Annotated in this window: 9 protein-coding genes and 3 pseudogenes; 3 read left to right on the top strand and 9 right to left on the bottom strand. The window is 67.9% G+C overall.

Annotation, left to right across the window (positions count from 1 at the left end):
• Nucleotides 1–206: 206 nt before the first annotated feature.
• The 3 genes and pseudogenes from FF096_RS27460 to FF096_RS08525 all read right to left on the bottom strand — a co-directional run.
• Nucleotides 207–281, bottom strand: a pseudogene (locus tag FF096_RS27460) (hypothetical protein); the annotation flags it as partial.
• A 43-nt stretch (nucleotides 282–324) separates the two neighbouring features.
• A pseudogene (locus tag FF096_RS08530) lies at nucleotides 325–1,095 on the bottom strand (IS3 family transposase); the annotation flags it as partial.
• 2 nt (nucleotides 1,096–1,097) lie between these two features.
• Nucleotides 1,098–1,400: a transposase gene (locus FF096_RS08525; RefSeq protein WP_196222486.1), complete on the bottom strand. Its 303-nt coding sequence runs from the start codon at nucleotides 1,398–1,400 to the stop codon at nucleotides 1,098–1,100.
• A 581-nt stretch (nucleotides 1,401–1,981) separates the two neighbouring features.
• Here FF096_RS08525 and FF096_RS08520 point away from each other — a divergent pair.
• Nucleotides 1,982–2,107 (top strand): annotated as a pseudogene (locus FF096_RS08520) (NUDIX domain-containing protein); the annotation flags it as partial.
• Nucleotides 2,108–2,226: 119 nt separating this feature from the next.
• Here the strand turns inward: FF096_RS08520 and FF096_RS08515 are convergent.
• Nucleotides 2,227–3,111: a hypothetical protein gene (locus tag FF096_RS08515; RefSeq protein ID WP_155215958.1), complete on the bottom strand. Its 885-nt coding sequence runs from the start codon at nucleotides 3,109–3,111 to the stop codon at nucleotides 2,227–2,229.
• Nucleotides 3,112–3,400: 289 nt separating this feature from the next.
• On the opposite strand from FF096_RS08515, the gene FF096_RS08510 reads away from it, so the two are divergent.
• Both FF096_RS08510 and FF096_RS08505 read left to right on the top strand, forming a co-directional pair.
• On the top strand, nucleotides 3,401–4,093 hold the full coding sequence (locus FF096_RS08510) for a hypothetical protein (RefSeq protein ID WP_155215955.1): 693 nt from the start codon (nucleotides 3,401–3,403) through the stop codon (nucleotides 4,091–4,093).
• A gap of 15 nt (nucleotides 4,094–4,108) precedes the next feature.
• On the top strand, nucleotides 4,109–4,768 hold the full coding sequence (locus FF096_RS08505) for a hypothetical protein (protein ID WP_155215954.1): 660 nt from the start codon (nucleotides 4,109–4,111) through the stop codon (nucleotides 4,766–4,768).
• Between the two features lie 31 nt (nucleotides 4,769–4,799).
• Here FF096_RS08505 and FF096_RS08500 read toward each other — a convergent pair whose 3' ends face one another.
• The 5 genes from FF096_RS08500 to FF096_RS08480 form a co-directional block, all read right to left on the bottom strand.
• The gene (locus FF096_RS08500; RefSeq protein ID WP_309222915.1) at nucleotides 4,800–5,582 is read right to left on the bottom strand and encodes an AraC family transcriptional regulator; all 783 of its coding nucleotides are present in this window, start codon (nucleotides 5,580–5,582) and stop codon (nucleotides 4,800–4,802) included.
• 102 nt (nucleotides 5,583–5,684) lie between these two features.
• Nucleotides 5,685–6,467 (bottom strand): alpha/beta fold hydrolase, encoded by a 783-nt coding sequence (locus FF096_RS08495; protein ID WP_196222485.1) that lies wholly within the window; start codon nucleotides 6,465–6,467, stop codon nucleotides 5,685–5,687.
• A gap of 95 nt (nucleotides 6,468–6,562) precedes the next feature.
• Nucleotides 6,563–7,855 (bottom strand): MFS transporter, encoded by a 1,293-nt coding sequence (locus FF096_RS08490; RefSeq protein WP_309222914.1) that lies wholly within the window; start codon nucleotides 7,853–7,855, stop codon nucleotides 6,563–6,565.
• Nucleotides 7,852–8,676 carry an alpha/beta fold hydrolase gene (locus FF096_RS08485; protein ID WP_155215950.1) on the bottom strand — a complete coding sequence of 275 codons (825 nt, stop codon included), beginning with the start codon at nucleotides 8,674–8,676 and terminating at the stop codon, nucleotides 7,852–7,854. Before FF096_RS08485 ends, FF096_RS08490 begins: the two co-directional genes overlap by 4 nt.
• A complete protein-coding gene (locus tag FF096_RS08480) occupies nucleotides 8,666–11,842 on the bottom strand; it encodes an amino acid adenylation domain-containing protein (RefSeq protein WP_309222913.1) in 3,177 nt (1,058 codons plus the stop codon). The genes FF096_RS08485 and FF096_RS08480 overlap by 11 nt, the downstream gene beginning before the upstream one ends.
• Nucleotides 11,843–11,920 lie beyond the last annotated feature (78 nt).

The following is an 11,920-nucleotide window of genomic DNA, read 5'->3' as shown; positions in this document are numbered from 1 at the left end:
CGCCGCCGAGCTGGTCACGACCGACGCCACAGCCGCCTGATCAAAGATTTCTCATCCACAAGTCTTGACTATTGCTCTTCGCAACAACGGCGCGGCCTAACCCGCATGCACGCCGGGCGGCGCCCGACCGCCTTGCCGAGCCTGTGAGCCCCAGTCCCTGAACCTGGGGTTGACCCGATTTGACGGACAGGGTCAGTAGCTCGTTGTCACGCTACTTGTCGGACGGGCGGTGCGGTACGCCGGGCGGCTTCGTAGGCGGCAGGGCTGAGGTAGCCGAGGGTGGAGTGCCGGCGGCGGGTGTTGTACCAGCCCTATCCAGTCGAAGATCGCCGCGTGGGCGGCGGTGCGGGTCGGCCACGGCCGCTGGTCGAGTAGTTCGGTCTTGATCGTGGCGAAGAACGATTCGGCGACGGCGTTGTCCCAGCACTGGCCTCGGCCGCCGACGGATAGCCGCACCCGGTGCCGGTCGGCCAGGCGGGCGTACTGGGCGCTGGTGTACTGACAGCCTCTGTCGCTGTGGAAGATCACCGATTGGTGTGGGCGGCGGGTGGCGATCGCGCTGGCCAGGGCCTGGGCGGGCAGGTCGGTGCGGAGATGATCTGCGGTGGCCCAGCCGACGACCCGCCGCGACGCGATGTCGATCACGGTGGCGAGGTACAGCCACCCTTCCCAGGTGCGGATGTAGGTGATGTCCCCGCACCAGCGGGTGTCGACCCCACTGGCGGTGACGTCGAAGTCCCGGCGGATCAGATCCGCCGGCAACGCCGCCGCCGGATCGGGCACGGTGGTGGTGCGCCACCGCTTCGGCGTCCGGCCGCACAACCCGGCGCCACGCATCAGCCGGGCGATCCGCTTACGGGAGTGCCGCCGTCCCTGCGCGGCGAGTTCGGCGCGCACCCGAGGAGCACCGTAGGTGCCCGCCGAGTCGGCGTGGACATCCGCGATGCGTGCGGTCAGATCGGCGTCGTCACGCGCACGCCGCGACGGGCCGCCACGGTGTTGGTAGTAGGCGGACCGGGAGACCTCCAGCAGCTCACAGGAACGCTTCACGTTCCCGTCGGGCCGCGCCTTCTCCGCCTCGATGAACGGGTACACGTTCACCGGGTCTCCGTCGCGAAGAAAGCCGTGGCACGTTTGAGGATGTCGACGTCCTCACGCAGCCGGCGGTTCTCCCGCCGCAGCCTGGCCAGCTCGTCCCGCTCGTCGCTGGTCAACCCGTCGGTGCGGATACCGGCGTCGAGGTCAGCCTGCTTCACCCAGTCCCGCACCGCGGTCTCGGTCAGGTCGAAGTCCCTCGCGACCTGCACGATCGACCGGTCACCCCGCCGGCACACCTCGACGATCTCCGCCTTGAACTCCGGCGTGAACGCCCTACGCGGCCGGCGTGGCTTCTTCCCCATGCCTTCCATGATGAACATCCTCCCGAGGAGCACACAGCCCCTCTGATCTGGGATGTCCGTCAAACCGGGTCAGGCCCAACCTCGACATGCGTGGCGCTGTGTCGGCGGCCAGTGAAAGATCTGATTGGCCGTTGACAGCGCTGCCCTCCCACCGACGGAACTGGCGCATCAGTGGGTGCTCCCCGGGTGCTCGATTGCCAGGGACGGGCTCGCAAGGGGCGGACTGAGTGGGACGCTGTCTCGAGAAGGCAGGGCCATGAACGCGAACAGATGGACTCCAGCGCCCGACCTGGACCGAATGACTTGATCAAGATCAAGCTCTTAATCCGCGGGTTCGGGGTTCGAGTCCCTGGCGGCGCACCAACGAGCAAGGCCCTGACTTGGCAGAACTCTGCCGGTCGGGGCCTTCTTCGTGTACCCGGGTAGCGGTTGGTCGCTCGGTGGGTGCTCGGGAGCCGTTGGACCGGGGCGGCGTCGGTGGGACGGCGGTACGACGCCAGCGGTCACCCGAAGATCACACGGGTGTGTTGCCGCTCGTGCATCGCCTCGGGTGTGGATAGGGGTTGGTCGTGCGTAGGTCGGTGCGGGCGATTCTGCTGGACGAGGACGACCGCCTCGTGCTGATCAAGCGGATCAAGTCCGGCCAGGCGCCGTACTGGACGACGCCGGGCGGTGGTGTGGAGTCGACGGATGTCTCCCTGGAGGCGAGGTAGGGGTCTGGCCGCCGCTTTGGGCGGCCAGCCGCAGGACGCGGGTAGCAAGGGTCGTGCGCTGGTCCAGGCACCGCCCAGCCAAGTCATCGGGCCCCGTCGCCCCCGACTGGGCGTCAGGCGAGTGCTTCCGGAGCGCGCCGCCGCCACCAGGTGCTGAAAAGGGTTACGACATTCTCTTTGATCTCGTCCGTGATGATTTCCTGCGTGTCGCCCATGAGCGGCCTGACGGCATGCTTGTAGACCTCCGGGTGGTGTTCGACAGAGGGGCAGGTGAAGGTGGCCAGCATCCGGAGGGCGCGTAGGGTGTCTGTTCCCAAGAGGGGAAAGTGTGCTTCCAGTAGCCTCGTCAGGGCTGACCACACTTTGTCTACGACGATGCGGATGACGGCGTCGGTCACCATCCGGGGCAGCCCCGAATCGAACCGCCGGGACAACGCGTCCTTGATGAACTGCTTGGCGGTATCAGTGAGCAGGTCGAGGGCCTTGTTGATCCTCTCTATCAACTGGATCAAGGCCACCAGTAGGCTGCACCAGGTGTGGTCGGCCAAGCGCTTCTTGACCTCCCTGGCGTCAGACTCGTTCCGGACGAGGCTGTCTACGTCGGCTGAGATCTCGTGCCACGTGTCCCTCATGACGGTTCGGCCGAGGGTGTCGATCCGGCCGAGATCGGATGACGCCGATGCTGGTTCAGCATCGCGTGGCAGTCGGCCGTTGGTCTTCGGCCGACTGTCGGTGGCCCACAGGTAATCGGCAATGTCCAGGCGTGCGAGGTCGAAGTAGATTTGCCGGTTGTTGGCGTTGGATTTCTGGCGTCCGGTCCGTTGGTCTGCTTCTACTTCGTCCTTGAGTTCGCGCCGCCGGTCGTCGCGTCTCTCTGGCCCGTCGGCGGCGAGGTCCGTCCATCCTTGCCAGCCGTGTAGCGAGCCCCCACAGCCGGAGCATGTGCAGCCCGGCCTTTGCGCGTTGGCGCAGTTCGCCCTGTGGGTGTTGGTCATCATCCGCAAGTCGCCGCCCGGTCCGTTGCGCTCAACGTGACTAACCGATCACCCTACGTGGGGCGGTGATGGGTGCCAATGGTCGTACCCAGAACCTGGTGGTTCAACTTCCGGCAATCCGGGCCCCCCGTGGGGGCACAGTTCCTGGTGAGTGCCCCATCGGTCCACTTTGATCGCTGAGCCCTGTCGGATGGCTGATAGACCACATAGGTCGGTCGATGCTGTCTAGGCTCTTGGACGACCGGGGGAGGGTCACATATCAATGCGTACGGGGACGAGTGCGTTTCTTGCGGTGGTGCTGTCGGTTGTACTGACGGGCTGCGGCGCAGATGGTGAGGCACAACCGTCAGCGGTCGGCCAGAGCCTCTCGCCCGCGACCGCCGCCCCGGCGGCCAGCGAGGCGGCAGCCTCGGGTGAGCCCGAGGCTGCGCCGGTCAATCCCGTCGAGGTGCTCGCCCGCAATACCCAGCGTGCGTATGCGGCGTGTGGCGGCTGCGGAGGCGTACTCGCCCTTTCCGGTGCCGACCTACAGGCGGCGATCGACTCCCTGGTTGCCGAGCACTCCAAGCAGGCCGGCCCGGCACTGACGCGAAAGAACGCGGAGCTTGCCCTTTACGGTCCGGCTGGGACGACGCCGAAGGTGGCCGGGGACAACGTCCAGGGATACGACGTGTTGTTCTACGACGCGTCGGGCAAGCTCGTGCTGGGACGACAGATCAAGACGTTCGCCGGCAAACCCAACCAGTTTCCGGGCCGACTCAGCGACGCGGGGCCCAACATGCAATACGACGGAGAGCTGCTGGTCCAGGTAGCGCCCGGTGTCGACACGGCGGCTGTGGAGGGCATGATGAAACGCTTCTGGGGCAACCGCTCTGATGCGCGGTTGGCGACCTATCAGAACATGTGGGTGGCGTTCCGGTCTCCGGACGGAAGGCCGCTGGGCTTGTGGATGCCGGGCGCGCGTGGCATGGGCGTGCCGGGCTGAACGGGGGGACGACCTGTGGGGATTGACGCCAGCCTGTTCTGCCTCTGCCGACGAGTCCGCCTCTTTCTCGGCAAGCCGGTGCGTAACTCGTGGGACGACATCATTTACTTCGCCTACGCGCACCCGAGTATCCCTAAGCACAGTCAGTCGCGGGAGATGTCGGGGGCGTTGTGGAAGATTTTCGCGGAGCATGCCGGTCACCAGTTGCAGGTGATCTACGACTCTCAGCTTGAGTACGACGAGATGTGGGAGCCGCCCGGGTCGCCAGCCACGATCGGCGGCGACGAGCCTGGTGACATCGAGTTTGATGATTACCTTGCCGGTTGGCCCGAGGACGACTTCGCCGACTACCCGAGTAACGGGTGGGATGTGTCGAAGCTCGGCTATCTGGCGTGTTTTCGATGTCGGGAGCGGCTCTGCCTGGGGCAGGCGGTACGCGATGCCGACGGTCGGGTGGTGTTCTTCCATCGTGCTGGTCCGGAGGCTCCGGCGAACTCTCGGCAGCCGGTGCTCAACCGGGCGGTGTGGCGGTTCCTGGCCCGTCACTCCACCCATGAGATACCGATCATCGTGGGCCCACCGTACGACCGGGACATCGACGGTTACGTCGAAATCGGTGGCCAGCGGCCCGATGACCTGTCGTTTGACGACTACCTAACCAACTGGCCCGGGTAGGGATGTCCGCGAGGCCGAGGCCAGCGGGGAGTCACCCGGCGGCGTACCGGCCGGGGGTGACGCCAAGGTAGCGACGGAAGTGCCGGGTCAGGTGCGGCTGGTCGTAGAAGCCGGTCGTGGCGGCGACCTGACTCGCCGGTACGCCCCGCAGCAGCAGCCGCCGGGCCGCGTCGATGCGCCGTCCGGTCAGGTACGCGTGCGGCGCCAGCCCGTACGCGGCGGTGAACGAGCGCACCAGGTGCGCCGAGCTGGCGTCCAGCTCCTGAGCGGCTTCTTCCAGCGTCACTCCGGCCACCGCCCGCTCGTCCAGCAGGCCGCGCAGCCGGCGGGCCAGCGCCGGTTCGGGTCGGTCGATGGGTGCCGGGCGGAGGTGTTGGGCGAGCCCTTCACAAATGAGCGCGAAGCGGCTCTGTGCGGCGAACTCCTCGCCGGGCTGGACCAGCGCCTGGTGCAGTAGGTGTACCCGGTGCCGCAGCACCGGCTCGGTCAGGTTCGGGTCGTCCACGGCCGCGCCGATGAGTCCGGGGTCGAGGATCCAGGGCTCCAGGTAGAGCACCCGTTTGCGGAAGCCTCCGGGGCTCGCCGCCCGGCCATCGTGCGCCACGTCCGGTGGCAGCAGCGTCACTTGGGACTGTAGTACGCCGTGGTGAGTGCGGTGCAGGTCGTACTCGATCATGCCATCGTCCACGATCAGCAGAGTCCAGCAGCCGTGGGTGTGCATCGGGTACGCGTGCCTGGTGAACCGGGCGTGCAGCACCTCGACGATGCCGTCCACCGCCGGCCGCCACGCTGTCACCTGCTGGCCCGCGTCCACGCCACGAATGTACAAGGCCCGTTTACCGCCGTACCGCCGGTCCTGGCCGGCCGGGCGGCCAGGACCCGGCTGCCTGGTGGGCGGCACGGTCAGTTGTCGCGGTCACCTTGCCGACCCGGCTTCGGCCAGGAAGCTGAGCACACGTGGCCCCGCGACCTCTCGGCACTCCTCGAAGTAGGCGTGGCGGGCGCCGGGAATCAGCAGCAGCGTCGCGTTGGGAATGCGCTCGACCAGCAGGTGGGCGTTCTCCACAGGGCTCAGCCGGTCGTCGGTTCCGTGGATGACCAGGGTCGGCGCGGTGATCTGCGGCAGCGAGTCCCACGCGTCGTGCTGGCTGCTGGCGGCCAGATGACGTGCCCGGGCGAATGGTGGCATCGCTGGATCGCCCAGCGTGGTCACCGGTCCAGGATTCGCCGCCAGCCAGGCGGGCGTGTACATCAGGTCGAGGAGCGCGGCGGCGGGCTGGTCCACGGCGAGGGCCCGGCGGACGCTTTGGTCGCGCTCCACGGATCGCGGGCCGCCGGGCGAGGTGCAGCCGAGGACGAGCGCACCCACCCGGTCTGGGTGATCGATGGCCAGCCACTGTGCGACCCGTCCGCCCATCGATGTGCCATACACGTGGGCGCACTCGACGCGCAGTTCGTCGAGCACCGCCCGGACATCGTCGGCGAACCCTCTGGTGCTGTAGGGGATGTTGGGCTTGCCGCTTTCACCGGTGCCCCGGAAGTCGACCGCGATCGTGGTGTACGAGTCGTCGAAGTCGCCGCGTACGCGGTCCCACCAGTGGCGGTTGTTCGCCTGGCCGGAGAGCAGGACGAGCGGGGGCCCGGTTCCTCGCAGGTCGAAAGCGACAGGTGTCCCGTCCGCGGCCATCGCATGGGGCATCAGGCAACCTCCTTCCGATCCGGCCGAGTGGGCGCGGCGAGGCTGACCACGTCGGCCGAGCACGCAGCGTGGACGTGGACCTCGACGCGGCCTCGTCAGTCAGGGTCCGCTGCGGTCTGCGGCATGGTGCGTAGCCGGGTGAGCGGTGACAACGCGACGGCGCACAGCACGAACACCACCGACCCGCCCGTCGAGATCCAGAGAGCCTCGCGCACCCCGACCTCGGCCGCGATGAACCCCGCAACCAGGCCGCCGAGCGCACCGAGCCCGAACATCACGGCGCGTACCGCCGCGTTCATCCGGCCCAGCAGCGACGGAGGCGTGATGTTCTGCCGCACACTCATGATCACGATGTTGACGATCGTCAGCCCGAGCGATCCGAGGAACCACGCGACCGTGTACAGGACGCCCAGCACGAAGGGCGTCCCGTTGGCCGCCGGCAGCAGCACGGTGGGGATGAACGCGACGCAGAGCCCGCCAGCGTAGACACGACCGAGGCGCAGCCGTGTGATCAGCCGTCGACAGACGATCCCGCCGATGATTCCGCCGCACGCCCCGATCGAGAAGGTCAGACCGAGCACCGAGGAGGCGATCTCCCGGTCGCGTACCGCGAACAGGATGAACATCGGCAGCGTGGCGGAGATGAAGAAGTTGGCCAGGCCACCGACCAGGGCGATCCATCGCAGCAGGCGGTCACGGGCGACGAAGCTGAGTCCCTGGGCCAGCTCCGTCCGGATTCGCCGCTTCGCCGTGGCCGGGGGTGGCGTCTCCTCGGTGCGGATGAGTAGCAGCGAGATGACCGAGCCGAGGTAGGTCGCCGCGTTCGCGGCCATCGCGACAGGCGCTGTCAGCAGGTTCACCAGCGATCCGGCCACGCCGGGCCCGGCCGCGTCGGCGGTTGCGGACGTGGCGGCCAGCTTCGAGTTGGCGTCGACGAGGTGGTCCGGATCACGGATCAGCGTGGGAACGAACGACATCCAGCTGATGTCGAACAGCACCGCGGCCATCCCGACGCAAAATGTGATCATGAGTAGCAGGGGCATGTTCAGGTGACCGAGTCCGGCCAGGACCGGCACCAGCCCGATCAGCACCATGCGGACGACGTTCGCCCCGATCATCGCCGTACGGCGCCGGTAGCGATCGACCCATACTCCGAACAGCGGCCCGAACAGCAGGTACGGCACCATCTGCAGGAATCGAAGGACGCCGAGTTCCTCGGGTCTGGCGTCGAGGGTGAGCACCGCGGTCAGCGGAAGAGCCAGGATGGTGATCTGCGCACCGAACAGCGAGAAGGTCTCGCCGGACCAGAACCTCAGGAAGTCCTTGTTGTGCCACAGGCTCTTCTTGACCGTGGTGTCGCCCGACTTCACATCGTGCCGTGTGGTCACGCCCGGACCTTCTGGGCCGCTGGACACGCCTCGCGTAGTGCCTCCCTGACCTGCTCAACCAGCGCAGCCATGCCTGCGCCGCGCCAGAGCGAGAAATGGTCACCCGGCACCGTCACGGCACGTACGTTCTGCGCCACATCCGTCCACCGCTGGTGGCCGTGCACCGAATCCTCGCCGTCGATGACAAGCAACCGGCCGGGGTATCCGGGCTCGGGCGCGTACCGGTGCAGAGCGTGGACGTTACGCCGGAACACCTCGAATCGGCGATTGAGCGTGTCCGCGTCGAACTCCTCGGGGATCAGGCCGCCGCGGCGCAGTAGCGGCCACGCCTGCGTGACCGGCGCGTCGGCCGGCCAGGCGCGCAGTTCGGCGACCACGCGGTCCTCGACCTGGCCGCCACCGCCCTCCCTGGCCAGATTGATGGCGAACCTGGTGAGGATCTCGCGCGTCGCGGGTACCGCCTCGGTGTGGTGCATGAGCGCGTCGACGAGCACGACGAGCGGCACGGCGATCCCCATCGCCCGCAGCCGCCAAGCCATGGCGTACGCGACCGATCCGCCCATGGACCAGCCGAGCAGACACGCCTCGGACGTCCCACAGTCGTCCGCCACCACGCGGGCGTAGCGGTCCGCGAGGGTGCGCAGATCGGTGGGGGGCAGGCCGTCGCTGTCGTACCCCGGCGCCTCGATGCCCACCACGCGCCGACCGTCGAGCATCCCGGACATAGGTAGGTAGGTGTAGGCGGAGCCGGAGGCTGAGTGTACGCAGTACAGGGGTGCTCCGTCGCCGTCGCCGAACGGCACCAGCAGGTCAGCGTCCACTGCCGGACCCTCCCGTGGCCTTCGCCGCCCGCGCCAGGACCAGCCGGTCCACCTCGGCTGCGATCGAGCGCACCGACGCGTCGGCGAACATCGTTCGCATGCGCAGCTTCACGCCGAACTCCTTGCCCAGACGACTGACCACTCGCATCGCCTGTAGTGAGTTGCCGCCGGCAGCGAAGAACGCCACCGTCGCGCTCACCCGGTCGACCTCAAGCACCTCGGCATAGATCCGGGCGATAGCCGTCTCGGTGTCGCCCTCCGGCGCGACGTAGTCCTCTTCGGGATCGACGTCGACCGGGTCCGGAAGCGCCTTGCGGTTCACCTTGCGCGCCGTGGTCAGCGGCAGCTCGTCGAGGAACACCCAGGCGGTCGGAATCATGTAGTCGGGCAGCCGTTCGGCGAGGTGGGCGCGTAGCTCCGTGGCATCCGGCTGCCGGTCGGCGGCGGGGGCGGCGTACCCGACCAGACGCCCCTCGCCCCGGCGATCCGGTCGTAGGGCCACCGCGGCGACGCCGACATCCGGGTGCGACATGAGCGCCGACTCGATCTCTTCCAGCTCGATTCGCAGACCCCGCAACTTGATCTGCCCGTCGGCGCGACCCAGGAACTCCAGCTGGTAGTCGCTGTTCCAGCGGACGATGTCGCCGCTGCGGTAGACCCGGCTACCGGGTCGGAACGGGTCCTCGACGAACGCGGTTGCGGTCAGCTCCGGCTGGTTCAGGTAGCCGCGGGCCAGGCCCTCCTCACCGCCGATCAGCAGTTCCCCGGGGACACCGCGGGGGACCAGGCGATCGGCCTTGTCGACCACGTACATGCGACGGTCGGTGAAGGGCCTGCCGATCGGTGGCGCGCTGCGAGCGGGCTCGTGCGGGCACTCGTAGGACGTGCAGCCGACCGCAGCCTCGGTAGGGCCGTAGCAGTTGATCAGTCGACGTCCCGGCAGGTTCCACTTGGCGACCATTTCGGCCGGTACCGCCTCACCGCCCGCCATGATCTTCCGCAGCGCCGGATACGGTCCTGACTCGACCAGCGCCAGCATCGCCGGTGACATGCAGATGTAGGTGACCTTCTGCTGGCGCATGAGCGTGGCGATCCCGGTGGGCGAAGTCCCGGTCTCCTTGTCGACGAGGACCAGACTCGCCCCGGCGGTGAGGCCGGCGAAGATCTCTCCCTGCGACATGTCGAACGTCAGCGCCGCGAGCTGGAGCATCCTGTCGTCGGGCTGGAGATCAAAGACCCGACGGTACGAGGCGATGAACGACTGGAGTGCGCGGTGTTCGATGAGCACACCCTTGGGTTGCCCGGTCGAACCCGAGGTGTATAGGACGTAGGCGAGCGAGTCCCGGCCCACCTCAGTCCAGGGCTGGGCCGCGGCTGCCGCCTCGGCGAACGCCTCCCGTTCCTTGTCGATCTCCACGATCGACCACGGCCCGGTCTCCGGGATCCCGTCCCGGACGCGGGACTGCGTCATGACCACGGGCGCAGCGGTGTCCTTCAGGATGTACTCCAGCCGACCGGCCGGGTGCGAGGGGTCCACGACCGCGAAGGCGGCACCGGCCTTGAGGACGCCGAGCAGCGTGACGAGCGCGTCCAGGTCCCGCTCCACCGCGACGGCGACGACCTGACCCTCACCTACGCCACGGCTGCGCAGGAAGGCGGCGACCTCGAACGCCCTGCGATCCAGCTCGCCGTACGTCAAACTGTCGTCTTCGCACGTTACGGCGAGATGGTTCGGCTGTTCCTGCGCCCGACGGGCGATCGCGACGTGGACCGGCTCGTCGGCGTGGACGAGCATCTCACCTGTGCCGGCTGCCAGCAGCTCCTCAGTCTCCTCCTCGTCCAGCAGTGGCAGTTCCGACACCGGCCGGTCCGGCTGTGCGCACGCCGTGGAGAGCACCTGGGTGAGATGACGGACCAGGGCGTCGATCCGCCAGCCGTCGAAGATGTCGAGGGCATACTCGACGATCACCCGCAACCGCTCCGGCGACTCGACGAACGTCAAGGCCAGGTCGAAACGCGCTCCGAGGGACGGCGCTTCGACAGCCTCCGCGGTCAGTCCGGGCAGGTCCAGACTGGTGCCGGCGGTGTGGTCGGTGAGGAACTGGGCGCAGACCCCGAACAGTGGATTACGGCCCGGGTCGCGGTGCGGGCTGAGACGGTCGACGACACGTTCGAAGGGCACGTCCTGGTTGTCGTATGCGTCGAGCATCGTGTCGGAAACCCGGCCGACGAGCTCGGTGAAGCTGGGATCGTCGTGCAGCGTGGTGCGAAGCACCACCATGTTCGTGAAGTATCCGACCACCTGCTCAAGGTCCGGGTCGGTGCGCCCGAGCGCGGCCGTGCCCAGGCAGATGTCGTCGTGACCGCTGTATCGGCTGAGGACCACGATCAGCGCGGACGACAGAACCGTGAACGGGGACACGCCCTCCCGGTCGACCAGCGTCCGCACGGCCTTGACGAGTCCGACGGGCAGATCGGCTGCCACGGAGGTACCGGCGAAGCTCGGCTCGGCCGGGCGCGGCCGGTCGGTGGGAATCTCCAGTGGGACGGCGCCGTCCAACTGCTGCTGCCAGTACTGGAGCTGCTCCTCCAGCTCACCGTCGTCGAGCGCGGCGCGCTGCGCGGCCGCGAAGTCGACATAGCGGACGACATCGGCCGAGTCGTGCTTGGCCGAGGTCGTCCCGTCGCCGCTGCGGGCGGCGGCGTACGCGTCCGGAAGCTGCCTCAGCAGCAGGCTGGTCGACCATCCGTCGGTGACGATGTGGTGGAAGGCGAGGGACAACACGTGTTCGTCCGGGCCGAGGCGGAACAGTTTGAACCGGTACAGCGGTCCGCCGGTGAGGTCGAACGCCATGGTGGCGTGTTCCCGCAGGCTCTCCGCGAGGGTGGCTTCACGCGACTCGGGAGCTTCGTCGGTCAGATCGCTGACCGGAAGTGGGACATCCGACGGCGGAGCGATCACCATCCCGGGCGTACCGTCGACCGTGGTCACTGTCCCACGCAGCAATTCGTGTCGCCGGACGAGTTCGGTGAGGGCGGTCCTGAGTGCAGCGCTGTCCAGCGGTCCGCGAATCCGATGGGCCACCGCGACGTTGTACGTGGCGAGTCCGGGTGCCAGTTGCTCAAGGAACCACAACTGCTCCTGGCCAACCGAGAGTCGCTCCACTCGAGTACCGGAATCGTCTATCGCCATCGCTGCATCCGCTCCAAACCAATCAGACCGCGGACGGTCCTGTCGGCTCGA

The organism is Micromonospora sp. CP22 (assembly GCF_009712475.1).
In the GTDB taxonomy this organism is placed as follows: Bacteria; Actinomycetota; Actinomycetes; order Mycobacteriales; family Micromonosporaceae; genus Micromonospora.
This window is presented reverse-complemented; position numbering and strand designations above follow the sequence as displayed.

What these genes read in the sequence shown, in the direction of transcription:
- FF096_RS08525 (WP_196222486.1), bottom strand. Translation starts at nt 1,400, where the DNA reads ATGGGGAAGAAGCCACGCCGGCCGCGTAGGGCGTTCACGCCGGAGTTC.
- FF096_RS08515 (WP_155215958.1), bottom strand. Translation starts at nt 3,111, where the DNA reads ATGATGACCAACACCCACAGGGCGAACTGCGCCAACGCGCAAAGGCCG.
- FF096_RS08495 (WP_196222485.1), bottom strand. Translation starts at nt 6,467, where the DNA reads ATGCCCCATGCGATGGCCGCGGACGGGACACCTGTCGCTTTCGACCTG.